The following is a 24,492-nucleotide window of genomic DNA, read 5'->3' as shown; positions in this document are numbered from 1 at the left end:
AATCCGTATGCTCGGCAATAGTTATGGATAAGAAAGCCCCTATATCGAGCACCGCGCAAAACGCCCGCTTCATTCAAGCGGGCGTTAATGCCGCATTTCAAGACCGCATCGGGGAGGCGACCGACGTGGAATTTAATTTCCTCGGCCCCTCCACTGACGATAAAGACAACTTTGTCACCGATCAGCTAGTGGAGGCGAGGATAAGTTCCGCGCGGCACGTTTCTGATTTCCGTGGCGTGCGCCTCGCCGTCATCGCCGCAGACACCTGGCACTGGACTACCTCTGCGACTGAGCATTTTGCTGACCTTCCGCAGTCAGGTACGGTTCCCGCAGACATTGACCGCATGGTTGCTTATGCCTCCCTCATCGTGGGCACTATGCCGGTGCTGCGCGCCCAGCAGGGCGAGCACGTGGCCATCGTTGCGGTGGATTTCCACCCCTACCTGGACTTTGGCCAGACCTTGCTGCGCGGTCTCCAGCACAGCAGCGCGGAGATGGACGAGAAGGGGCCGGCCCTCGCACTCGCCCGCTACCTGGATATGGAGTCCACCGAGGAAGAGCCCTACCTGCATTTTTCTGATGGCACCACGGTGCGTTTTGAACAGCCAAGCCCCGAGGTACACAAGATTTCCAGCATCACCCCGGGCTTGGCGGCCGCGCGCGTCCTGGAGGATGCTTTTTATTTAAGCACCGAAAACCAAATGTTTTTCCAAGGCAGCTTCCCAGATGCCACGGTAGAACTCGATGTGGATAAGGCCACCGCCACGGTGTCCTATCGTGGCGGGCAGATGACGGCCAATGCGGTGCTTATCGCGACCATTTCGGACGAGGAATTCACATGGGCTTGGGCGGATCCGCAGCTCAAGGACACCGCGGCGGCGCGGTTGGCAGGAAACCTAGCGCGCTTCGGTATCGACGAGGCCGTGCCTGAATTGGTACGCCCGCACCTTCCGCTTGAGCTGGCGCGCGGGCACCAGCTGCCGCACCTAGCTTTGCCCATATTGGGGATCTGGACGCTGGCGGGCACTACGCTTGCCGACGCCCGCGTGGGCCTCGTCCTGCTCGACGCCCCACAGCTGCACCTTCCGGAGCCGACCCCAGCCGCCACCGAAGCTACTTTGGCGGTGCCCCCTCCTGCATGGATCAACGCCGATCGCGCCCGCGCCGCCTATGGATCATTTCGCGGGGTAGAGGTGTAGGGCGCTGCGGAGGGCGTCCACGTCGACGTCGGCAAGCGCGGCAGGCTCAAATGCCGCATCGTTGGTTTTATCTACCAAGACCGCTCGCACGCCCTCGGCAAAGTCCCCGCGCCGGTACATATAGGCGCCCAGGTTGGTCTCCAAATCTAGCGCTTCGCGGATGCTGCTGCACTCCTGCTCGGCGTGGAATAGCTCCATGGCCGCCACGATAGAGGTCGGGCACGCCTGCGCGGTCAGCTTTTCTACCTGTTGCTTTAGTTCTGGGTACTTTTCCAGGGCCGCGGTGATGTCTTGCCAGGTGTTGTGGGAAAAGGCGTCCTCGATGGCGTCGATAAGCTCGGCCAAGGGAGCCTCGCCGCTAGGTGCGCTGGTGTGCTGGGCTAGCGCCGTGGCTAGTCCATGCTCAATAACCGCACTTGCAAAGGCCTCGCCGTCCGCGACATAGTGGGTGGCCAGCCCGCTCCACAGAAGGTCTGCGGCATACATGCGGTAGCCGGTAATCCCCCAGAACTTCGCCAACTCGGCCGAGGCCTTCCCTCGCGTTCCCACCGCCCGCTGGGCGGCATAGGCCATGCCCACGTCCGTGACATAGCCAATATTCATCTCTGGCATGGAGGCAAAGGTTTTCTCCGTAACCACGCGGTGGGACCCATGGGCGGAAATGCCGAGACCGCCGCCCATAGCGATGCCATCGATGAGCGCCACGATGGGTTTGGGATACTCCGCGATATCACCGTTCAACGTGTATTCGGTGGCGAAGAAGGCATCGACCTCATCCACCTTGCCCTCCTTGACCCCTTCGCGGGCGTAGCGAACATCGCCGCCGGCGCAATATGCCTTGGGACTAGTCGAGGTAAACAACACCTGTTCCACCTCATCGTTGTCGCGCCACTGCGCCAGCGACTCCGCAATGAGGTCGATCATTTCCGGGGTGAGGGAATTGAGAGCCTTGGGGCGGTTGAGCTCAATGACTCCGGTATGGTTACGGATTGAGGAAACGATAGGTGCAGTATTAGTCATAACCCCTAGTGTGACACAAAACGCATGCACCTATCCACCATCAGCCAATTCACAGATAGGTTCGGAATTTTGCTCCCACAGCTCATCGCCCTGGATATGGACGGCACCCTACTGGACGGCAACGGCCAGCTTCCACCAGATTTCGCCGCGATCAGCACCCGTGCCCACCAGCTCGGCGTCACCCTAGTACCCGCCTCGGGACGCCAGCTCGCCACCCTGCAAGAGATGTTTCCGCACGAAAACACCTTCATCGCCGAAAACGGATCCGTGGTCGTCCACGACAATCGCGTCATTAGCGCCACTACCCTGCCCAGCGCAGCCGTGCGCGCTGCCATGGCCGCACTCCAGTCTGTCGAGACCCCGCATACCGTAGTGCTATGCACGCCGGATACCGCCTATGTACACAAAGGCGCCGATGAACAGGCCCGTGCTGAGATTGCCAAGTACTACAGGTCAGTGGAATGGGTAGATGACCTCGATGCGTTACTGGATGCGGACATCATCAAAATCGCCGCTTACTGCGCCGACGGCAGCGAAAAGCACCTCCACCAGCCCCTTCTTGCGGCCGTACCGGAACACAATATCGCCATCTCTGGTGCCGTATGGCTCGATGTCATGGCCGCTGGCGTCAACAAGGGCGTAGCACTACAAACCATGGCCGAGCTCCTCTCGGTTCCCATGTCCCGCACCGCCGCTTTTGGCGATTTCCTCAATGACTACGAGCTCCTCCGCGAGGCGGGCACCGCTATCGCAATGGAAAATGCGCACCCAAAGTTGAAGGAAATCGCCGATCGCATTGCCCCACCCAATACCGAATATGGGGTCATGACAGTTCTGCGTCAGCTTTTTGACAGCGAAGAGTCTTAGACTCGAATTTTCGCCTCCGCCCCGCGCGCCGCACCGTTACTCCCCCGCATGGGGAGAAGTGCTAGTGCGCAGGCTAAAATAGTCCGTTTAGAAAATATACGTAGTGCTTTGGGAGTTTTTGTGAAGCAAATTTTGCGCTCACTGCTGGGGAAGAAGAAACCTGGGCGTTCGAACGAACCACGCACACCGGTCTATCAGCCAGTACAGCCCAAAGCTGGCTCTACCAGTGCGCCCCAGCCCCCTAAGAAAAAGGATTCTGCGCCCCAGAAATCGGCCAACACCGAATCCACCACGGGTGCACAATCCACCGAGTCGAAGGGCAAGCCCCAGGACCGCACCGCTAAGGACGGTGAGTCCAAGAACCAGGCTAAGCAGGCACCCGCGCGCAAGCCCACTCCGAAGAAGCCTGCACAGGCTTCCGCATCCAAGCCTGCTGCTGCGAAGGCAAACAACGCTAAGCCTGCCGCCAAGCCCGCGGCTAAGGACACCACTCACCCCAGCACCGAAAAGCCACAGGCAAGCAAGGCCACTTCCGCAAAGCCGCAGCAGCCTAAGTCGACCTCGCCATCGCCTGCCGCCAAGGCGCCGAAAGCCAAGCCTGCAGCCCAAGAATCTTCCGCTAAGCCAACCGCCGCACAACAAAACAAGGCAGAGCCCTCCCCCAAAGCAGCTGCTAAAAAGCAACAAGACTCCCCCGCTCAGGACAAGAAGCCGCAGCGCAAAGCGCACGAACCGGTTCAGCGACCGCGCCGCGGTGCAAGCTTTAGTACTACCCCGTCTAAGTCCTCCCCAAAGACTCCATCTACCCGCAGTAATTCCCCGAAGCCGGCCGCGAAGCCTGTCACCCAACCCTCTCAGAAAGACGCGGTAAAGCCCGCACCTCAGGCTCAACCCACTACCCAGAAGCCTAAGCAGACGCCCAAGCCATCCTCTTCTTCCAGTGCGAAGAAGGCTTCGCCGCAACCGGCACAGCCGCAGAAATCCCAGCCAGCTAAGACCAAGCCGGCCACAGACCAGCAGCAAGCGCAGAAACCTGACTCCCTCAAGCGCGTGCCGGCAAACTCGGCAAAGCAGCAACCACAGCCGCAACCAGCACCGAAAAAGGATGCGCAGCCGTCGAAGCCCTCGCAACCGTCCAAGGGCCAAGGACCAGCGCGTACTCCCAGCACTGCAAAGCAGAAGGCTGCCCCACAGACCTCGGCGCCTAGCGCTCCAGCGCCAAAGAAGGGCACCTCTGCCCCCAAGCCGAAGGTGGCTGCGCCAAAGACTGCATCTAAACCTTCCCAGGAGAAAACTGGGGCGGCGCAAAACCAGACTGCTCACAATGGAAACAAGGTAGTCCAGCCGAAATCGCAGCAAGGCGCGCCTGCTCAGGGAAAACTGCCCAAGCAACAGGCACAGAAACAACAGCCGCAGCCGAAGGCAAAGGAGGCGACGCCTCAAGACAATGCCAAGGAGGTAACCAAGCGCCGCCCGCAGGTTAAGCCCTCCGATATCAGTCGCGGATTGGCCCGTAAATCACAACAGGTGGGCACTCCTACCCCAGCGCAGCAAAAGCCGTCCCGAGCTACCCAAAAGCCCAAGGCAAAGCAGCAGACTGAACAGCCCCAGCCGAGCAAGGCAGAGACTCAAGCTGCTCCAAAGACGCCGCCTGCACAGAAGGGAAAGTCCGCTGCTACAGGCGCTGTAGCAGCCGGAGCGGGTACGGCCGCCGCCGCTGCCGCCGCTGAGAAAAAGCGGGAGAAGGCACAGCCGTCAAAGGAGCAACATCCAGCCCCTGAAAAGCCGCAGGCAAAGGCGACACCGCGCCAGCCACAACAAGCTGCGCAGAAGCCAGCCTCACAGAAAGCCTCGAGCACGCAGGTAGATACCAAGTCTAAGTATCCGCTACAAAAGCAGGCCGAGGATCCTGAAGCGCTGGCTACGCCGCCAGAGAGCAAGGTCGTTAAGAAGAAGCGCCACGCCCGCCTGCGCCAGGTCAAGGGGCTGGATGGACTGCGCGGCCTCGCGGTTATTGCCGTAGTGCTGTACCACTTCTTCCCTTCCCTGCTTCCCGGTGGTTACTTGGGCGTTGACCTCTTTTTCGTCCTCTCGGGATTCCTCATCACTTCGTTGCTGGTGCGCGAATTCCGTACCTCCGGCACTATCAGCTTGAAGGACTTCTGGGTGCGCCGATTCCGACGCATCCTCCCGGCCGCAGTATCCGTCCTGGTCATGTGTACCGCTTTGGTGGCATGGATAGGCGGGGACCTAGCGGTCGGCTTGCGCCAGCAGTTCTTGGGAACTCTATTCTTTGTCAATAACTGGACCCAGATCGCCACCTCCCAGTCCTACTTTGCGGATAATGAGATTCAGGTCTTTGCCCACTATTGGTCGTTGGCCGTGGAGGAGCAGTTCTATGTCATCTGGCCGCTTCTTATCACCGGCGTTTTCCTGATTTCTCGCCGCAAGCCGCGCCGGCTTCCTATCCTCGTAGCCGCAGTCTTAGCTATCGGTTCCGCCGTGGCCATGGCGCTCATTTACGTGCCGGGTGAGGACCCGACGCGCGTTTACTACGGCACTGATACCCATGCTTTCGGCCTGCTCACTGGCGCCGTGCTGTCTTTGCTGATGACCTCTACCAAGTCCGACCCACAGGCGGATTCGTGGGCAGCGGCAGGCAAAGCCGAATCGCGCATCGCCGGAATCATCGGCACTTTGGCGCTCATCGGCTACGGTGCCCAGCTATTCCTCATGCCGGATGACGCAGAGATCACCTACCGGGGTGGACTCTTCCTCACTAGCGTGCTTGGTGTCCTAATGGTGTGGGGCGTGGTTCGCGAATACGGCCCGATGACCCCGCTCTTAAGGACCAAGGTCATGCGCTGGTTTGGCCAGCGTTCCTTCTCGCTATATCTCTGGCACTGGCCGGTCATCATGATGCTCAAGGCGCTTTTCGAGGGCAACCAGAACTCCGATAAGTCGTGGATCCTAGGCCTTGTAGCCGTGCCTATTTCGCTGCTTTTGTCCGAGATTTCCTATCAGTTCATTGAGAATCCTTTCCGCCGCGGCGGCTATAAGAAGACGTGGAAGACCTACTGGTCCTCCCGCCCAGGATTTAGCGAGCTGCGCGATGGCTTTGGCAAAACCATGTGGCCGGTAGTCCCATTCCTGGTCATTGCCTCTGTAGCCGGCGTAGTCTACGGCGTTGTTAATTCCAGCGATAAGACCGAGTTGGAGCAGCAGCTGGAGCAGCTTCAGCAGCAGAACCAGAGCAGCAACAATGCCCCGGCGCAACCGAACAACACTTCCCCACAGCCGCCTGCTGAGGACAACGATGAAAAGGCTGCCGCGAAGGATAAGAAGACCCGCCCGATGCCGCAGGGCAAAGACATCACTGCTGTCGGCGACTCAGTGATGCTGGCTTCTAGTGGCGCCCTCAAGCAACGTTTCCCGCAGATTTACGTCGATGCAGACGTATCCCGCCACTACACTGCGGGTATCCAGATTCTGCAGCAGCTCAAGGATTCCGGCCAGCTGCGCGATACCGTCTTCCTCGGGTTTGGTACTAACGGCCCTGCCTTCCCGGACCAGATCAAGGAAGCGCTAGACATCATCGGCGAAGACCACACTATTGTCATGGCTGTTCCCTATGGTGACCGCGAATGGATGGCCCAATCCCAACAGGATGTCCTCGACGCCGCCAAGGAATACGACAACGTATATATCGCTGACTGGTGCGGACATGCACAAAGCAACCCGGAGATCCTCTACTCCGATGGCGTCCATCCAATGCCAGAACGCACCGGCGAGTACTCGGATGCCTTCTACGATGCTCTAAAGCAGTACTCGAATGGCGACAAGACCGTGTCTTCGCAGTGCGTGCCGCAGTAGAGCAATGGAAGGCGCGAGGAGGGGCGTCGGAAAGCGCCTAGCTCCTCCCCTTCCCGCCCTTCGCGCTCACCGGAAGGTGTACTCCGCTAGCAGCATCATCCGCAGTGAGCGCGAAAGGCGCTGGTGCGCCTAGGCATAGAAAAAGCTCGCCCTCTACATCGCAGTAGAGGGCGAGCTTTATTGGTTGGGATTAGTCGACGGAGAACTCGCCCATCTTGTCCCAGCCGGTGCGGCCTTCGATGTGAACGTTAATGATGTCCGGGGTCTCCACGAGGTACTTCGGGAACTCCTCGCAGGAGCGCTGGAAGTGCTCGCTCTGGACGTGCTCTACGTCCTTGCCATCTGCGTAGGACTCCAGCAGCAGGAAGCGCTGACGATCTTCCGGATCGCGGAACCACTTGAAGTCGATGCAGCCCGGCTCTGCATTGCAGGCCTCGGTGTACCAATTGATTTCATCGAGGAAGGTCTCTGCGTATTCAGGCTTGACGTGGAACTGTACGTTGATCAAAATCATGCCCCGATTCTACCGGCACCGTGCGGCTTCGTCATCGTCACAGATTAAGACCACGAATGCGGTGAAATCGGGGCTAGTAGAGAAAAGCTTAATTGAGGAAGAATTCCGCAACGTAGATGTAGGTTCCGTCATAAGCAGTTGCTACGCCAAAGCCGTGTGGGGAACCAGCATTGACTGGAACATCGCGGTTGAACCAGTTCAGGCGGTCTTGCGCCTGCTGCTCGGTGAGACGGTGAACAGAACCCTGGCCTTCGTCCTTGTGATTCAGGCCGTGGGCTACCCCGCCCTTGTAGTCGAGCTTGCCGGCGGCACCCTGGTTGGCCCATTCTTGGGCGATAGCCGCTGCACGCGCATCTTTATGGTGCCCGGCCTTTTCGAGGTGGGCGGTGGTGGCGGCTCCTAGCTGGCCGGCAACCTTGGGTGCCTGGCCCGCCGGCTTGGCAAGGAATTCTGGCAGCGAGATATTGTACTTCTCGGCCAGCTCATAGGCCTGCGGTGGCAAGGTGAGGCGGAAATCCTTCACAGCGGCGAAAGGATCAGAAGAAAGCTGCTGAGCCTGAGAAGAAGCCTGCTGAATCTGCGGAGGCAAGGCCGGCTGAGCAGAGGCCACGGTGGAAGTACCAGTAATGACAAGAGCGGTGGACAGGGCGGCTACGGTTGCACGGTGAGAAAGCTTCATGCCCTCCACCGTGCCATAAGTGGCCGGCAGTCCGGAAGGAGTTTCCGGGCTGCGCAGGCAATTCGATACAACTTTGTTATGGTCCCTGTGTTCTTGAGGAAATACGGATGGTGGGACAATATCCTCACCGCGCATTTTTGGAGTACTGCGAAAGGTTGTTGACTGTTGCTGGACGTATTGACCGGGTTTGCGATTATTTTCGTAGTCATCGGCGTCGGGTTTGTGCTGGCCCACAGGGGCGTTATTGGCAAAGGCGAGGCGCGCTTGCAATTCAATCGCACGGCCTTCTGGGCGGCCACGCCGGCACTTATCTTCTCCAGCGTGGCAACATCCGATACCTCCGCGTTTGCGTCCCCAGTGGTGGCCGTCATTGCCGCTGCGTCCGTCGCCACCATGCTGTTGTATTGGCTGTGCAGCCGGCTACTTTTTCCACGCAGCGGCGCCGAAACCATGGCGGGTGCCGCTGCGGCGAGCTATTACAACTCGGTCAATATTGGCCTGCCCATTGCCACCTATGTCATTGGTGATGCCACCTACGTTATCCCGGCATTGGTTCTCCAGATGGCGGTGCTCTCCCCGTTTATCATCGCGGGCCTCAATGCGCAGGGTACGAGCCTGCGTTCGATATGGGGCTCCGTGCTCGCAGGGATTACCGCGCCGGTGGTGTTAGCTGCGGTGGCGGGATTTATTGTCTCCGCGGCGCAGTGGCAGGTACCGGATGTGGTGATGAAGCCGCTGGAGATATTGGGTGGCGCCTCTATTCCTATGATCCTGATGAGCTTTGGTGCCTCTCTAAAGGGCGATGGGCTGTTGGAGGAGGACCGTCTGCCCACCATTACCGCGACGGTGTTGAAGTTGGTGGGCATGCCCGCTGTCGCGCTGGTCGTGGGCACAGCGCTGGGCCTAGAAGGCGCGGAGCTATACGCGGCGTTGATTTTGGCGGCGTTGCCCACGGCGCAGAATGTGTATAACTATGCCGCTACCTATGAGATAGGAGAAACCGTGGCACGCGATACGGTCTTTCTCACTACCTTTCTGTCGCTTCCTGCGATGCTGGCCATCGCTGCCTTATTTGGCTAAACACTTAATATATGCCGACGTCGAGCGCGGCAAATTCGCGCTGCAGCGCATCGGGGTCAATGGCTCCCGCCACGTCTGGACCAGCGATGGCGGCAAAACCGTCGAGTACCGATGCACCGTAGTTATGACCGTGTCCATCGGGTACGTCCTTTGCGCCGGGCAGATCGGCGGCTACTTGGAGGGAGGAGATGATAGGCATCCACTGCATCACGCGCTTGGCAGAATACGGTGTCCGCTCGCGCATCCAATCCGGCTCCTTAAAGGCCATCTGTGGGGACCACCAGGCCACCGGATCCGAGGGGTGTTGGATATAGAGCATACGGGTGCGTCCCCACTCCTCTTCTGGCACCGTGCCCCATTGGCGCACCTGCGCGTCATCATTGGCAAAGCGCACGACAAGGCCACCGGCGTATTCAGGGGAAATTTCAGAAGAGCCAGGGTCGCGGCGCTCCACAAACTGGGTGCGCAAGCGATTAAAGTGCGGCGGCCCCGTCAATAGGATGCCGTCGACGGAATTGGCGATATCGCGCACCCCGGAAAAGGCCGCCTCAATGCCCGTAGTGCCTAGGGATTCGCCGTACAGGTAGAGCTTCGGGCGCTTCTCCTCCGGCAGTCCGTTCCACCAGTCCACGATGGGATTGATGAACTCCTGCCCGGCGCGCTCTACTTGGCCGCCGCCGGACAGGAAATGCAGGGCCGAGGGCATGGCGGAGTACTGGGCGGCCGCGATGGCGGTGTCGCCGCCGTAGAGCAGCTCGAAGGCCTGGGCGGAATAGGACGACACCCATCCCGTTCCGGTGGTCATAATGAGAAGCAGGGCCTTGCGGTCTTGGGCGTGGGTGCGCTCGAGTTCGTCGATAAGCAGCTGCGCTCGCTCTTCATTGGAGGCGCGATTGCCCAGGCCGGCATAGGCGCGGATGGGTTCCTTGGCGGGCTTTCCGGTAACCTCTTCCAATTCCGCGCGGTGCGCTCCGGAAGAGAGGAAACGCGAGCCCTGCAGCCCTACCCCATTCCAGTCCACGCGGGAGTCTGGGGAGCCACTGCGCTCAGCAGACGTGGGACGCTGCGTTGCGGGATCGGGTTCGGCATTTTGGGCGGTAAAGATTCTCTCGCCCACACCCACAATGGCGCCGGGGATGAGGTTTTCCACGGTGTACGTACCCACCACGGCCACGATGAGTACCGCACCCACAACGCGGTAGGCGGCGCGGAAGCGCTGGGGGAAGTGACTAGAAAGCCAGCGCACGCAAAAGCGCAGCACGCGCAGGATGAAAAGGAAGGCGGTAAATACCGCAAGCGCCAACGGAACCACCAGCACATAGCTGGCAATGGTGGGTGCCGGTGCGGACAGGGCGTCTGCAAGTTGGCGCTGCCACCGCACGGCAAAGATCGCGAAGCCTATCATCCACACCACAAAAGCGGCGGTGGCGATGCGGGAGGCTAGGCGGTAGCGCCGAGCTGGCCACGTGGTGGCATCAAGCCAGGCATGCCGAGGCGCCACATAGCGCACTACCAGCCGGTACCACACGAGCTTGAGGGCGATGCCCAGCGTATAGCCGAGCCCTGCGGCAATGCCGGAAACGAGCCCTTGGTAGAGCCAATCGCGCGGCAGAATGGATGGGGTAAGCCCCAGGGTAAATAGCGCTGCGGCGCCGATAATGCCCCACAGGTCGAGGTGGCTGACAATATCGGCGATGCGGGCTTCTACCCTTCGAGCTTCTCCCCCAACTCCAGCCATTCCATCTCCAATTCCTCGTAGGCGCTGCGGTTTTCCTTTAGTTCTCCGTCCAATTCGGTCAAGGCCTGGGTATCAACCTTTTCCGCGGCGGTGGCCATCTTCTCATTGATCTGCGCGGCCGCCTTCTCCAGCTTTTGCATCTTGCGCTCGAGGGCGTTCATCTTCTTGGTGATTTCGCGCTCTTGCTGGGACGAGAGCTTCTTTTCTGGTTTCGGTGCAGCGTTGTCTGCCTTCTTTTCTCCCAGGTTGAGCACACCGGAGCTCTGCTGCGCCTCAAGTGCGGCACGTTTGCGCAGGTACTCGTCGATGCCGCCGGGAAGATTGGTGAGCTTGCCATCGCCAAAGAGCGCGTAGGTGTTATCCGCGATGCGCTCAATGAGGTAGCGATCGTGCGAAATGACCACCAGGGTGCCGGGCCAGGAGTCCAGGAGGGACTCTAGCTCCTGCAGGGTATCGATATCGAGATCGTTGGTGGGCTCGTCCAGCAGCAATACATTGGGCTCGGCCATCAGTACGCGGGTCAGCTGCAAGCGGCGGCGCTCGCCGCCGGAAAGATCTCCTACTGGGGTGCGCTGACGCTTAGCGGAAAATCCCAGGCGCTCGGCCAACTGGGAGGCGGAAAGCTCCTTTTTGCCGAGCTGAACGTAGGTGGCGACGTCCTCGACGGCGTCGATAAGCCGGCGCTGTGGATCTAGGTCATCGAGCTCCTGGCGCAACCAACCGAGGCGCACGGTTTGACCCTCGATGCGTTTGCCCGCCGCCAGCTCGTACTCGCCGGCCAAGGTGCGCAGCAAAGTGGTCTTGCCGGAGCCATTAACGCCCACCAAACCGATGCGCTCGCCAGGGGCTAGGCGCCAGGTGAGGTGATCTACCAAGGTGCGACCGTCCGGGGACTTGACCGTGGCATCCTCAAGTTCGATGACCACGCGGCCTTGGCGCTGCTTGGAAAAGGCCATGAGCTCGACCTTATTGCGCGGCTCCGGTACGTCAGAGATCAGCGCCTCGGCGGCCTCAATGCGGTAGCGCGGCTTGGAGGTACGCGCCGGTGCGCCGCGGCGCAGCCAAGCCAGTTCCTTGCGGGCGAGGTTCTTGCGGCGCTGTTCCATGGCATCGGCCTGGCGGGCACGCTCGGCGCGGGCAAAGGTCCAATCGTTGTAGCCACCCTCGTAGGTATCGACCACGCCATCGTGTACCTCCCAGGTCCACGTGGCCACGGTATCGAGGAACCAGCGATCGTGAGTAACCACGACCACGGCTAGGTTGCGCTTGAGCAGGTGGTCCGCGAGCCACTGCACGCCTTCCACGTCGAGGTGGTTGGTCGGCTCATCGAGTACCACGAGGTCCAAATCTTGCACCAGCGCGGCTGCCAGGTTCACGCGGCGGCGCTCGCCACCAGAAAGCGAACCCACCGGGGTCTCCAGTCCCAAATCCACGATGCCAAGCCCGCCCAAGACATCGCGCACCTTGGCATTGGAGGCCCACTCATAGGTTTCCAATTCCAGCGGCTCAATAATCACCTGCGCGATGGTCAGCTCATCGGGCAGGTCAAAGCGCTGCGTGACCACAGCCATGCGCAGATCAGAGGTATGGGATACGCGGCCGGCGTCGGGCGGCTCGATGCCGGTGAGCACCTCCAGCAAGGTGGTTTTGCCACCGCCATTAACGCCGACGATGCCGATGCGATCGCCGCTTTGCACACCTAGGGATACCCCGTCTAGCAGGGTTTTTAATCCATAAGTTTTGCTGACTTGCTCGAGGTTAATCAGGTTTGCCATAACGAGTGTCCATCTTAATACCTCCCTGCACATACCCCCGCATTTCTCCAAACTATTGCTCTTGATTTTCACGTCCAATAGTGTGCCTATGTATGAAGCACTACACACTTTCTCTCTGCGCGGTGCTCTCTGCCGCGGCAGTAGCCATTGCCTCCTGTTCCGCCCCCACCGAGGAGGAAAAGGACTCCCTGCACTCCCACGAGCACGCGCACAGCGAGGAGGACCACGCCCACGAACACGACCATGAGCATGACCACGAGCACGGCCATGACCACGCCGGACACTCGCACGAAGGTTTCGAAGCCGAGGAGGGCGAGACCGAGGTAGCCCAGCTACCCACCCGCATTGTCATTTCCCACGCGGACGGACTGCGCGCCTATGACGCCAAGACCGGCAAGGTAATCGGCGAGGACACGATGAATGCCTTCCTGCGCCTGAGCGATGCCGGCGATAACCGCCACGTCATGGTCACCAAAGGCGATAGCTTCCTTACCTACGACACCGGTCGCATCACCAAGGGCCACGGCGATCACAACCACTACTACACCGCTGAGCCCTCGCTTGGCGACGCCCCTATCAAGGCCCCGCACGCCGGCCACGTGGTCCACCACGACGGCTTTACCGCACTATTTTCCGATGGCGATGGTGTAGCGAAAATTTACAAGACCGAAGACATGGGCAACGACGATGCCCAGCCGGTCAATACCGTAGATACGGGGGCTGCACACCACGGCGTAGCCGTACCACTGAAGGATGGCTCAGTAGTCGTTACCAAGGGGACCGAGGACGAGCGCCACACCATCCAGCATCTGGATAAGGAGGGCAAGGTCCTTACTGAAACCACCAAGTGCCCTGGCGTGCACGGCGAGGCCGCCGCGGGTAACGGCAATATCTTCTTCGGCTGCGAGGACGGCCCTGTAGTCTTCGATGGCACCAAGTTCCACAAGGTGGACGCCTCCGCCTATGCCGGAGCAGACGGCTACCAGCGCTCCGGCAATGCTGCTGGTTCGGAGGAATCCGATGTCATCCTGGCCGATAATAAGACCGACAAGGATGCAGAACTCGAGCGCCCCACCTCCGTGACCTTGGTGGACACCAAGGACTTTTCCGCGAAGAAGGTTGACCTCGATGCTTCCTATTGGTTCCGCTCCCTGGCCCGCGGCCCGCTGGGCGAGGCGCTGGTGCTCACCACCGACGGCAAACTCAACATCATCGACCCAGATTCCGGCGAAATCACCTCGCAGATCGATGCCATCTCCCTGTGGAAGGAAAATAAGGAATGGCAGCAGCCAGGCCCCATCCTCCAGGCTGCCGATGGCTACGCCTTTATTACCGACGCCCAAAAGAAGCAGCTCGTGGTCATCGACCTCCTCCAAGAAAAGGAAGTCAACCGCTTCGACCTCGACATCGAGCCCACCGAGATGACGGTGCTCTAGCTACAGCACCACAGCGCCGCTAGCGGGTCCATGGGTAGCCACGCCCTTGGTTCCGGGAATCTCTACCGTCACCTGGGAGACCACTTCCCTAGCCTCCTCTGCCCCAGCGCAGAGGAAGGCACAGGTCGGACCACTGCCGGAGACGATGCCTGCGAGGGCTCCGGCGGCCACCCCCGCCTCCAGCGTCTTGCGCAGGTCCGGGCGCAGGGAAAGCGCCGCCGGCTGCAGGTCATTATGCAAGTGCTCTGCCACCCGGTGCGGGTCGCCCGAGATAAGCGCCTGCGATACTGCTGCGGTATCCATGTGCGGCTCACCGCCGCGACCCTTTTCTCGCATCTCATCCAGCTTGTGAAAGACCTGCGGGGTAGATAGCCCGCGGTCCGAGGCGATAAGCGCCCAATGATAGGTACCGCGCGCCATCATCGGGGTAAGCTGCTCGCCGCGCCCCGTACCGAGCGCGGTGCCACCCAGCAAAGTAAAGGGAACATCCGAGCCCAACGCCGCGCCCAGCGCGTCCAGGATCGGCTCGCCCACCGAGTCGATGCCGTAGTAGCCGCCATAGCAGCGCTCGGCTAAGCGCAGCGCGGCTGCCGCATCAGCAGAGCCACCCGCCATGCCTCCGGCAGTAGGGATGGCTTTGTGGATTTCCAGCGCTACCTCCGGCAGCGCCTTCGGCCCATGGGTGGTGTATAGGTACTGCATGATGCGGTTAACCGCGGTCCACGCCAGGTTTGTGTAGTCTTCTGGCACACCCTGTGCATGAGGGCCCGTAACCTTTAAGCCTCGAATTCGCGGCTTATCCACCTCGGGATTACCCAAGTCCGTGAGCGTCACGGTGTCATGCAGCTCCAAAGACTGAAAGACGCTGGCGAGCTCATGGAACCCATCCTCGCGCGGTTCCTCCACGCCGAGGTGAATATTGACCTTGGAGTGAGCGCGCGCGGTGTAGACGAATGGTTCGTTATCTAGCGGTGCACTCATTTAGATCCCTGCCAATCGTACGAAGTCTTCTACGGCAAGCTTTTCACCGCGCTGCTTCGGATCGATGTCCGCCGCTCGCAGGGCCTCCTCAGCGGCGGCACCCGAACCAAAGTGGCCGGACAATGCCGCGCGCAGGGTCTTGCGGCGTTGGGCAAAGGCGGCGTCGATAACCGGCCAGACCTTAGCCCGCGACTCATCGGTGATCGGCCAAGGAGCATCTTCAAAGACGTCGATGCGCACCAGCCCGGATTCAATATTGGGCGCCGGCCAAAAGACGTTCTTGCCAATCGTGCCGGCCTTGGAGACCTTGCCATAAAAGCCCGCCTTGACCGAGGGCACGCCATAAACCTTGCTGCCGGGCTGGGCGGCGAGACGGTCCGCCACCTCCAGCTGGACCATCACCAGCACGCGGCGAATGGAGGGGAATGTCTCCAGCAAATGCAGCAAGACCGGCACAGCGACGTTATACGGGAGGTTGGCCACGAGGGCAGTCGGCTCCGTGACGTCAGAATCCGTCACGCGCAACGCGTCCTTTTCCACTACGCGCAGGCGCTGCACATACTCAGGGGCGCGCTCGGCCACGGTATCGGGCAGCTGCGCTGCCAGGCGGGAATCGATCTCCACCGCGGTAACGTCCCCCACTGCCTCTACGAGGCCAAGGGTCAGCGATCCCAGTCCGGGGCCTACCTCGAGGACGCGGTCTGTGGGATCCAGCTCCGCCGCGGCGACGATGCGCCGGATAGTATTCGGGTCATGCAGAAAGTTCTGCCCCAGCTTCTTGGTGGGCACGATGTCGAGCTTCTCCGCGAGGGCGCGGATCTCTACGGGGCCCAAAAGCGCGGCGCCGGTGGAATCAGTCATGCCCTCTAACTTAGTAGAAGAGACAAAAAAGCCGCACACCACAGTGGGTGTGCGGCCAAGACGCGCTGCGGTTTAGCGCAGGCCCAGCTTGGAAGTACATGCCGGCCAAGCGCCCCAACCCTGCGCTGCCTGCACCTTTTCTGCCACGGCAATCTGCTGCTCGCGGGAAGCCTGCCATGCCTCCGGTGCGTACTCGGTGCCACCGAACGCGGCCCAGGTGGATGGGGTGAACTGCAGGCCACCGGAGAAGCCGTTGCCGGTATTAATAGCCCAGTTACCGGTGGCCTCGCACTGCGCGATGGAATCCCAGACGGAGCCATCGGCTACCGCTGGGGCAGCAGCACCGGAGTTGCCGCCCTCCTCCGGCTTTTCTTCCTCGGCCTTCTTGGTGCCGCGGGCAATGGTGGCAGCCTTAGGCTCGACGGTCACCTTTTCCTTGATGACGTCATTGGATTCCTTAGCGCCGTCCTTCATTACCAGCTTGTGGGTAATAACGCGCTTGCCCTTAACGCCTTCCTCGCGGACCTCTTCGGTGCCCTCTTCCAGCTCCGGGTCATCGACAAAGTTGGGCTCAGCGTCAAACTCTTCTTCCGAGTCATAGGTAGTGGTGGACACCTGGTCCACCTTGATGGACATGCCCTCGGTTACCTTGGTGTCCTTGGACGGGAAGACGCGGTCATCGTCATCAACGTCGATATTGCGGGCCTTGAGGACGTCCTCAACGGTCTTAGCGGCAATCTTGGTGTAGGTTACCTTGCCGCCATCATTAATCTTGACGATCTTCGGGGACACAACTTCAAGGTCCATGCCCTCTTCCAGCTGGGCGTCCTCGTCCACGTCAGCATCACCGGACTTCACAGAAGCACCCTTGACTACGCCGTCGAGGTTACCCAGCAGGTCAGAAACGGTGAGGTCGGTGGTGGACAGCTGCTGCTGCACGCCATCGATGGTCACGGCTACTGGCTTGGCGGTGCGCACGGAGATCTCATCGCCATCACCCACGGACTCGGACGGGGCCGGGGAGACGATGTCCTCCTCGCTCACCTGCACGCCGGCTGCCTCCAGCGCGCCGTCGACATCCTTGGCAAAGGTAGCCAACTCCACCTTGTCGCCGTTGATGTCCACGGTGACGTCCTTTTGTGCCGCAACGGCTACCACGCCGCCGACGGCCAGGGTGCCCAATACGCCACCCGTTGCCAGACGCAGTGGCAGCGAGCGGGAGTTATTGAGGCGCTTGATCTGATGAGGTGACATGCTGAATGAATCTCCGGTAGTGCAGGTTTCAACAATTACAAGAGTTTAGGCCAGCAGAGTTGTCCACGCAGGCGTTTGCCCTACTAAGATCCGCTGCTGCCGCACCGAGGGTGGCGCTGCAGGATCCCAAAACCTAAACGAACGATTAATAACGATACGATAACAGCACCACAAAGTCGAGGACCAATCCACCACACGCCTCACTGGACACACAACCGCCACACTAAGCACCCCCGCAACTTCTGACCAGCGGGTTTTATTTTTGTGAAAACCGTCACCTAGGCATTAGCGCAGGCCGTAAACGCGATCAAAAGTGTCGTTTACCTCCGCCGCCAGCGCCTGCACCGTCTGATGGCGCACGCGAGCGATGCAGTCATATGTGTGCCCGATAAGAGCCGGTTCATTGCGCTGGCCCCGGTAAGGCTCTGGCGTCATATATGGCGCATCGGTTTCCACCAGAAGCTGGCCGGCCGGTGCCTTCGCCGCCGCCTGCCGCAGCTCGGCGTTGCGCTTGAAGGTGACGTTGCCGGCAAAGGACAATACGTAGCCGCGCTCCAAGGCTTCCTCGGCGACTTTCAGCGGCGAGGAAAAGCAGTGCAGCATAACGGTGTCGGGTGAGGGGGCGTCGGCAAGAATGCGCAGCAGGTCCGCATCCGCCTCGCGGTTGTGGATCATCAGCGTCTTGCCATGTCGCACCGCAAGGTCAATATGCCAGCGCAGGGATTCCTCCTGCTGGGCCATGGTCGCGGTGGTCTCCGGCTCGTGCTGCACCCAGTAGGCATCGAGGCCGGTCTCTCCCACTGCTACGCAGCGCGGATCCGCCACCATCTCCTCCAGTGCCACCTTGGTAGGTGCATCCAACTCGTTGGCGCGCACTGGGTGGATGGCACAGGCGGCATAAACATCCGGAAAGGAATGTGCAGTAGCCAGCGCCGCTGCCGATTCACGGCGGTCATCGCCCACCGTCACCATGCGGCTAATACCGGCGGTGCGCGCGCGATTGACCAGCACCTCATCGGTGTCCTTATGAGAAAACAGATGCGTGTGCGCATCGATGAGGCCGCTTAGGCCCGGTGCCGGAACGGGAGTGGGACGTCGCTTCTTTTTAGCCATGTAGGCAATTGTAATATTGGCTGCCATGTTGATCAGACCCGCTGGCCTTGCGGATGTGCCCGCCATGACCGAAACCCTCAACTGGGCCATCGAGCACACCGACGTTATCTTCCGCACCATCCCGGCTACTATCGCCGAGCGCGAGGACTACCTGCGCGGGATCTGGGACGAGGGCTGCCCGTGCTTCATCGCGGAGTCCGATTCTGGCACCTACCTGGGGTGGGCGCTCTACCATCCTTATCGCGATCCGCAGGTGTGGACCGGCTGTTATGAGACCACCATCTATCTCTCCCCTGCCGCTCAGGGCCAGGGCGTCGGCACTGCGTTGCTTGGCGCCTTGGTAGATGCGGCCCGCGCCGATGATAAGGTCCATTCCCTGCTCGCCCTCATCGTTTCCACCAATGCGGCATCGCTAAAGTTGCATGAAAAGTTCGGGTTTGAAAACGTGGGTACTCTTAAAGAGGTTTGCTACAAGTTCGATCACTGGTTGAGCCTCACCCACCTACAACTTCTGGTGTAAAGGAATTTCTATGCATATCCGTCCTGCTGAGCTTGCCGACGCCCCCGCACTCACCGCTATCTACAACGCCGGCTCCGCAGCGAAACCCGCCGCTAACCTGGTCACGTGGCAAGAAGATGTGTCTGACCGCGAAGAGTGGCTCAAGGAGATGTTTAAGGCCGGCTCCCCGGTCTTCGTAGCCGTGCACGATGATGAAGTCATTGGCTGGGCGGCCTACTTCCAGTTCGTCACCCCCGCCATCTATTACGGCACCGTGGAAGATTCCGTCTACATTTCGCCCTCCGCTCAGGGTAAAGGCGTGGGCTCCGAGCTTCTCGACGCCCTCATGGACGTCGCCGCCGACGACGCCTACGTGCAGACGATGATCACCTATATCGTCGATACCAACGAGGGTTCTATCGCCCTGCACAAGAAGTTCGGCTTCACCGAGACCGGCCGCATGCCAAATATCCATACCAAGGATGGCGTCCGCCTCGGCCTGGTGCACCTCCAGCGCGATTTCGAGCGCTAAACCACCCTTCCTGGCAAGGATTCGGGTATTTCGTACTCCTTCCTTCCAGACCGGAATACAGAAACGGCCGCGTTACGCCCTTTTCTCTGTTGGAAAAGAGGCAATAACGCGGCCGTTTTAGGTGCTATTACTTAGTAACAGGCGCCCACTCCGGGCCAGTCTCGCCCAGCTCTGGGTCAAGCTTAGAGATGAGCGGCTTCGGCTTGGCCAAGGCGGTGCCCGGCTCTACCTGGATGCGCTCCCACTTTGCCTGCTGCTGGGTGTAGTCACCCATGATGACCGGATACTCGTGGCCCTCTGGCGGCAAGCCAGCACCGACGAGCTCTACCGGGATATCGTCCTTGACATCATGGACCTCCGGCTGGGCCGCCCACACGCCCTCGCGGCCCAAGGTTTCATGGACCTTCTGCGCGGTAAACGGCAGGTACGGCGTGAGCATGACATTGCAGTCAGAAACCACTTGGAGAGCAGTCCACAGCACGGTAGCTAGGCGCTCGCGCTGGGCCTCATCCTTGGCCAACTTCCATGGCTCTTGGTCTGCAATATAAGCGTTGGCTTCGCCGACGACGTGCATGATAGCGGTAATTGCCTGCTTGAACTTGGACTGTTCCAGCAAAGAACCGGCGGTCTCGAAGGTCTCTTCCGCCAGCTGCAGGATTTCCTTATCCTTTTCTTCCAGCGCTGCTGGTGCTGGAACCTCACCGAAGTTCTTAAACGCCATAGAAACGGTGCGGTTGACCAGGTTGCCCCAGCCATTGGCCAGCTCATTATTGATACGGCGGACAAATTCATCCCATGTAAAGTCCGTGTCGTTGTTTTCCGGACCGGCCACGGCGATGAAGTAGCGCAGGGCATCTGGGCCAAACTCTGCCAAGAAGTCCTTGACGTAGATGACAACGCCCTTGGAGGAGGAGAACTTGGAGCCAGACATGGTCAAGTACTCAGAGGAGACAATTTCCGTAGGCAAATTCAGCTCGCCGTACTGGTGAAGCTCACCGCCCTTGTTGCCCTTGCCGGCATAGCCCAAGAGCTCGGCCGGCCAGATCTGGGAGTGGAAGGTGATATTGTCCTTGCCCTGGAAGTAATAGTGGCGGGCCTCCGGGTTCTGCCAGAAGTCCTTCCACGCCTCAGGCTGACCAGTGCGGTATGCCCACTCGATGGAGGAAGACAGGTAACCGATGACCGCATCGAACCACACGTAGAGCTTCTTGGCGTTATTGTCCTGCCAGCCCTCAACTGGGATTGGAATGCCCCAGTCAATATCGCGCGTCATGGTGCGCGGGCGCATATCCTCCAGCAGGTTCAGGGAGAACTTTAAGACGTTCGGGCGCCAGTCCTCACGGGTGGACAGCCATTTTTGCAGCTCGTCCTTGATGGAGGGCAGATCCAGCAGGAAGTGCTCGGTTTCAATGAACTTTGGGGGCTCGCCGTTGATCTTGGATACGGGGTTGATCAGGTCCACCGGGTCGAGCTGGTTGCCACACTCATCGCACTGGTCACCGCGGGCGCCATCCGCGCCGCAGATAGGACAGGTGCCCTCAATATAGCGGTCCGGCAGGGTGCGTCCGGTAGACGGAGAAATAGCGCCCTGGGTGGTCTCTTTGAGCATGTAGCCATTGGCATACAGGCCCTTGAAGAGTTCCTGTACCACGGAGTAGTGGTTACGGGTGGTGGTACGAGTAAAGAGATCGTAGGACAGGCCGAGGTTGGCTAGGTCAGTGACGATCTGGCGGTTGTAGCGGTCTGCGAGCTCGCGAACGGACACGCCTTCTTTGTCCGCTTGAACCAATAGCGGAGTGCCGTGCTCGTCCGTACCGGAGACCATGAGTACGTTGCGGCCACGCATTCGCTGGAAACGTGCAAAGACGTCAGAAGGAACACCAAAGCCGGCCACATGACCGATGTGGCGCGGGCCGTTGGCATAGGGCCAGGCAACATTTACTACTACAGACTCAGTCATGGGTTCTACTGTATCGAAGCCGGCTCTTGTCCACACGATCAGGGCAGACATTTACTCCGCAGGTGAACCGCAATTTCAGAACAAAGCGCCCACCGCTTCCCCACTGCTGAGGAAACGATGGGCGCTATGAAAGCAACCGTGAAGGGCGCTAGCTACTTGCGCTTCATCGGGTGCTTGAGACGCTCGTTGCGGCGCTTCTTAAGGACCTGCGTGCGCTGGTACTCGCGGTGCAAGCGGCGCTCGCGGGCCATCTTGCGCTGGAACTGCTGTGCCTCGCGGTACTCGAGGTAAATAACATCCTCGCTCAGTGCCTTGTAGATGGCGAACATCAGGCCAACGACAATGAACAAGAATGGCAGTGCAGCAACGATGGTGACGTTCTGCAAGTTAGACAGTGCGTCCTCATTAGCCAGAAGCAGGGTCAGGCCTACCAAGGCAGTCAGTGCGCCCCATGCCGCGGATAGCCACGGCTTAGCGGTAGAAGCACCATTTTGGGACATGGAGCCCATCACCGTGGATGCGGAGTCCGCAGAGGTGACGAAGAAGGTAGCCAGAAGAATTGCTGCAACAATACCGGCAATGAAGCCGCCGGGCATGGACTGCAGGAGATTGAACAGCTCTTCCTCAGCAGACTCGCCGGTGATGGATTCGCCGTTTTGCTCCATGTGGATAGCGGTGCCGCCGAAGATAGCGAACCACAGGGTGGATACGCCGGCTGGAATAAGCAGGACGCCGAGGCAGAACTCGCGGACGGAACGACCGCGGGAGATGCGTGCCAGGAACATGCCCACGAATGGGGACCAGGAAACCCACCATGCCCAGTAGAAGATGGTGTAGCCGGACAGCCACTCACCGGCGGCGCCGTTTTCGGACTCGGCCGTGCGGCCAATCATCTCGGTGAAGTAGTTGAGGTAGTTACCGATGGAGCCAGGAATCTGGTTGAGGATGGTAACGGTCGGGCCCAAGATGAACACGAAGATGGCCAGCACTGCGGCGAGGACCATGTTTGCGTTGGAAATGTACTGAATGCCCTTGCCCACGCCGGACATCGCAGACAGGAGGAATGCGAGGGTAAGGACCAGAACGATGCCAATAACCACGGAATTGGTGGGGTTATCGATGATTCCGGATGCCTTCAAGCCGGCCTGAATCTGCAGGGCACCCAGGCCCAAGGAGCAGGCGGTACCGAAGACGGTGGCGAAGATGGACAGGATATCGATGAACTTGCCCACCGCACCGTTGGCGTTACGCTCGCCGATGAGCGGCACGAAGGCCTGGCTCAATAGCTGCTTGCGGCCAATGCGGAAGGTGGAGTACGCGATGGCCAAGCCAACGATGGCGTAGACCGCCCAGGGGTGCAGCGTCCAGTGGAACATGGCATAGGCCATGGACGATCCAACGTTGCCAGTGCCCTCGCCCGGGGTGCCGTCACGGTAGTTAGCCAGCGGCTCGGAAGCGCCGTAGAACATCAGGCCAATGCCCATGCCGGCGGCGAACATCATGGCAATCCAGGATGGCGTGGAAAATTCCGGCTCCTCATTAATGCGGCCCAACTTGATGGAGCCGAACTTGGAGGCGGCAATAAAGACAACGAACACCACGAAGACGGTGCCGAAGAGGATATAGGCCCAACCGAAGTTGTCTACGACCCAGGTCAGGGCCGAAGAGGAGAAGTTGGCAAAGTTATCCGGGGCGGCCAAGCCCCACACAACGATCGCGGCAATCAGCACGCCGGCGATGCCCACGATGGACCAATCGATAGGCATATTGTCACGATCGGCCGCGATTTCCACCTCAGGATCGTCATAGCGCTCCGGGTGGAAACCATCGGAGTGAATCATATCCTGAAGCTGGCCGGTGGCAGATTGTGCGTCCAGCTGTTCGTCTACAGTCTGATAATTCTCAATAGGCTGCCCGCTCGAAGAAGCAGAGGCCGGCTGCGCCTGTGCGCCGACCGGTTCCTTTCCTTCTTCTGGCACGCCTGTGCCCATATTTTCCGAGTTTGTCATGAGCTATACAGTGGTGCGGAACTGCTCAATTATCAAACGAAGCACGTAGAAACTTCGCTGCTCAACGCCGTTTCCCAGGGATTTTCCACGATAATTTGAAAGGTTTTTACGCTTCATTTCCCCATGTAAATACCGCTTTAAGCCGCCCACACGCCCGAGCACTATAACAATTCAATTACAAAGCCCCCGTTGGTGAAGCCGTCTACGCGCGCTACGGGGTGTGACGTAATCGAATAAGCGGTGGGGACTAGCCCTCGCGAGCTGCCAAAGCGGCATCATAAAGCTCGCGGTTGGAAACCTCAGTACCTTTGGCTACCTGCTTGCACGCGTCCTTCAGCCGCATCCCCGCCTCCGCTAGCTCGAGCGCCTTGGGCACCAAGTCTGCGGCGGTAGCGGCAGCGGCTGTACCGCCCTCGATCACCACGGTGATCTCTCCCCGAGCACCGTCTACTGCCCACTCGGCCAGCTCACCCAAAGTACCGCGGCGGATTTCCTCATAGGTCTTGGTCAGCTCCCGGCACACCGCGGCCGGGCGGTCGGCGCCGAGAATTTCCGCTGCCTCGGCTAGGGTTTCGGCCACGCGGTGAGGAGATTCGAAGAAGACGATGGCTCGCTTTTCATTGCGCAGTGACTCCAGCCAGGCCTTGCGGGGACCGGGCTTGCGAGGAGGAAAGGCGTCGAAAAGGAAGTGCCCCACGCCCAAGCCGGACAGCGCCAGGGCAGTCGGCACGGCGGAGGGGCCGGGAAAACAGGTCACGGGAATATCGCGCTCGGCTGCAGCGGACACAAGGGACAGGCCCGGATCAGAAATAATTGGCATGCCGGCATCGGTGACGACGAGGACGGTGCCAGCCGCGGCGGCGTCGATAAGCTGCTGGGCCCGGTCCTTTTCATTGTGATCAAAATTGGACACCACCCGCCCGGAAATCTCGATCCCTAAGGCCTGGGCCAGATTGCGCACGCGCCGGGTATCTTCGGCCGCGATGACGTCCGCATGCTGCAAGGCATGCATTAAACGCGCGGAGGCATCTCCTACGTTTCCCAGCGGCGTGGCGGCGAGGATTACCCCGCGCGGTAGTGGATCCAGACCTAAAACAGACAT

19 protein-coding genes are annotated in these 24,492 nt (G+C 60.0%); 7 read left to right on the top strand and 12 right to left on the bottom strand.

Features of this window, described 5'->3' with window-relative positions; all coding sequences use genetic code 11:
- Nucleotides 1-23 precede the first annotated feature (23 nt).
- Nucleotides 24-1,199, top strand: coding sequence for a DUF6882 domain-containing protein (locus tag ACKFRX_RS04755; protein WP_408919038.1), 1,176 nt, complete (start codon nucleotides 24-26; stop codon nucleotides 1,197-1,199).
- Here ACKFRX_RS04755 and ACKFRX_RS04750 read toward each other — a convergent pair.
- Nucleotides 1,176-2,219, bottom strand: a complete 1,044-nt coding sequence (locus ACKFRX_RS04750; protein WP_408919039.1) for an enoyl-CoA hydratase/isomerase family protein — start codon at nucleotides 2,217-2,219, stop codon at nucleotides 1,176-1,178. The two genes, ACKFRX_RS04755 and ACKFRX_RS04750, sit on opposite strands and share 24 nt — an antisense overlap.
- Before the next feature lie 24 nt (nucleotides 2,220-2,243).
- Between ACKFRX_RS04750 and ACKFRX_RS04745 the strand changes: the two genes are divergently transcribed.
- Nucleotides 2,244-3,086 (top strand): HAD family hydrolase, encoded by an 843-nt coding sequence (locus tag ACKFRX_RS04745; RefSeq protein ID WP_408919040.1) that lies wholly within the window; start codon nucleotides 2,244-2,246, stop codon nucleotides 3,084-3,086.
- Nucleotides 3,087-3,206: 120 nt separating this feature from the next.
- Nucleotides 3,207-6,959 carry an acyltransferase family protein gene (locus tag ACKFRX_RS04740; protein ID WP_408919041.1) on the top strand — a complete coding sequence of 1,251 codons (3,753 nt, stop codon included), beginning with the start codon at nucleotides 3,207-3,209 and terminating at the stop codon, nucleotides 6,957-6,959.
- A gap of 190 nt (nucleotides 6,960-7,149) precedes the next feature.
- Here ACKFRX_RS04740 and ACKFRX_RS04735 read toward each other — a convergent pair whose 3' ends face one another.
- Both ACKFRX_RS04735 and ACKFRX_RS04730 read right to left on the bottom strand, forming a co-directional pair.
- A complete protein-coding gene (locus ACKFRX_RS04735; RefSeq protein WP_005323747.1) occupies nucleotides 7,150-7,473 on the bottom strand; it encodes a putative quinol monooxygenase in 324 nt (107 codons plus the stop codon).
- Between the two features lie 88 nt (nucleotides 7,474-7,561).
- Nucleotides 7,562-8,152, bottom strand: coding sequence for a hypothetical protein (locus ACKFRX_RS04730; RefSeq protein WP_408919042.1), 591 nt, complete (start codon nucleotides 8,150-8,152; stop codon nucleotides 7,562-7,564).
- A gap of 165 nt (nucleotides 8,153-8,317) precedes the next feature.
- Between ACKFRX_RS04730 and ACKFRX_RS04725 the strand changes: the two genes are divergently transcribed.
- Nucleotides 8,318-9,232: an AEC family transporter gene (locus ACKFRX_RS04725; protein ID WP_408919043.1), complete on the top strand. Its 915-nt coding sequence runs from the start codon at nucleotides 8,318-8,320 to the stop codon at nucleotides 9,230-9,232.
- Between the two features lie 4 nt (nucleotides 9,233-9,236).
- On the opposite strand, the gene ACKFRX_RS04720 is transcribed toward ACKFRX_RS04725, so the two are convergent.
- The gene (locus tag ACKFRX_RS04720; RefSeq protein ID WP_408919044.1) at nucleotides 9,237-10,970 is read right to left on the bottom strand and encodes an alpha/beta-hydrolase family protein; all 1,734 of its coding nucleotides are present in this window, start codon (nucleotides 10,968-10,970) and stop codon (nucleotides 9,237-9,239) included.
- The gene (locus ACKFRX_RS04715; protein ID WP_408919045.1) at nucleotides 10,937-12,745 is read right to left on the bottom strand and encodes an ABC-F family ATP-binding cassette domain-containing protein; all 1,809 of its coding nucleotides are present in this window, start codon (nucleotides 12,743-12,745) and stop codon (nucleotides 10,937-10,939) included. The genes ACKFRX_RS04720 and ACKFRX_RS04715 overlap by 34 nt, the downstream gene beginning before the upstream one ends.
- Nucleotides 12,746-12,837: 92 nt before the next feature.
- On the opposite strand from ACKFRX_RS04715, the gene ACKFRX_RS04710 reads away from it, so the two are divergent.
- Nucleotides 12,838-14,181, top strand: a complete 1,344-nt coding sequence (locus ACKFRX_RS04710; protein WP_408919046.1) for a hypothetical protein — start codon at nucleotides 12,838-12,840, stop codon at nucleotides 14,179-14,181.
- Here the strand turns inward: ACKFRX_RS04710 and ACKFRX_RS04705 are convergent, their stop codons facing one another.
- The 4 genes from ACKFRX_RS04705 to ACKFRX_RS04690 all read right to left on the bottom strand — a co-directional run bounded on the left by ACKFRX_RS04705 (nucleotide 14,182) and on the right by ACKFRX_RS04690 (nucleotide 18,417).
- Nucleotides 14,182-15,162, bottom strand: a complete 981-nt coding sequence (locus tag ACKFRX_RS04705; RefSeq protein ID WP_250413272.1) for a 4-(cytidine 5'-diphospho)-2-C-methyl-D-erythritol kinase — start codon at nucleotides 15,160-15,162, stop codon at nucleotides 14,182-14,184.
- Nucleotides 15,163-16,023, bottom strand: coding sequence for a 16S rRNA (adenine(1518)-N(6)/adenine(1519)-N(6))-dimethyltransferase RsmA (gene rsmA / locus ACKFRX_RS04700; RefSeq protein ID WP_250413275.1), 861 nt, complete (start codon nucleotides 16,021-16,023; stop codon nucleotides 15,163-15,165).
- Between the two features lie 72 nt (nucleotides 16,024-16,095).
- Nucleotides 16,096-17,277, bottom strand: a complete 1,182-nt coding sequence (locus ACKFRX_RS04695; RefSeq protein ID WP_200435991.1) for a resuscitation-promoting factor — start codon at nucleotides 17,275-17,277, stop codon at nucleotides 16,096-16,098.
- Nucleotides 17,278-17,562: 285 nt separating this feature from the next.
- A complete protein-coding gene (locus ACKFRX_RS04690; RefSeq protein WP_408928193.1) occupies nucleotides 17,563-18,417 on the bottom strand; it encodes a TatD family hydrolase in 855 nt (284 codons plus the stop codon).
- Between ACKFRX_RS04690 and ACKFRX_RS04685 the strand changes: the two genes are divergently transcribed.
- Nucleotides 18,416-18,910 (top strand): GNAT family N-acetyltransferase, encoded by a 495-nt coding sequence (locus tag ACKFRX_RS04685; RefSeq protein ID WP_250411118.1) that lies wholly within the window; start codon nucleotides 18,416-18,418, stop codon nucleotides 18,908-18,910. The two genes, ACKFRX_RS04690 and ACKFRX_RS04685, sit on opposite strands and share 2 nt — an antisense overlap.
- A gap of 10 nt (nucleotides 18,911-18,920) precedes the next feature.
- Nucleotides 18,921-19,421: a GNAT family N-acetyltransferase gene (locus tag ACKFRX_RS04680; RefSeq protein WP_250411120.1), complete on the top strand. Its 501-nt coding sequence runs from the start codon at nucleotides 18,921-18,923 to the stop codon at nucleotides 19,419-19,421.
- A 127-nt stretch (nucleotides 19,422-19,548) separates the two neighbouring features.
- Here ACKFRX_RS04680 and metG read toward each other — a convergent pair whose 3' ends face one another.
- From metG to rsmI, 3 genes are all read right to left on the bottom strand, one after another.
- Nucleotides 19,549-21,381 (bottom strand): methionine--tRNA ligase, encoded by a 1,833-nt coding sequence (gene metG / locus ACKFRX_RS04675; protein ID WP_150850737.1) that lies wholly within the window; start codon nucleotides 21,379-21,381, stop codon nucleotides 19,549-19,551.
- A gap of 152 nt (nucleotides 21,382-21,533) precedes the next feature.
- Nucleotides 21,534-23,390: a BCCT family transporter gene (locus ACKFRX_RS04670; protein ID WP_408919048.1), complete on the bottom strand. Its 1,857-nt coding sequence runs from the start codon at nucleotides 23,388-23,390 to the stop codon at nucleotides 21,534-21,536.
- 247 nt (nucleotides 23,391-23,637) lie between these two features.
- Nucleotides 23,638-24,492 carry a 16S rRNA (cytidine(1402)-2'-O)-methyltransferase gene (gene rsmI / locus ACKFRX_RS04665; RefSeq protein WP_408919049.1) on the bottom strand — a complete coding sequence of 285 codons (855 nt, stop codon included), beginning with the start codon at nucleotides 24,490-24,492 and terminating at the stop codon, nucleotides 23,638-23,640.

This window comes from Corynebacterium tuberculostearicum (assembly GCF_046097465.1).
Lineage (GTDB): Bacteria > Actinomycetota > Actinomycetes > Mycobacteriales > Mycobacteriaceae > Corynebacterium > Corynebacterium tuberculostearicum_I.
The sequence above is the reverse complement of the archived record's forward strand: the minus strand, read 5'-3'. Positions and strand labels throughout refer to the sequence as shown.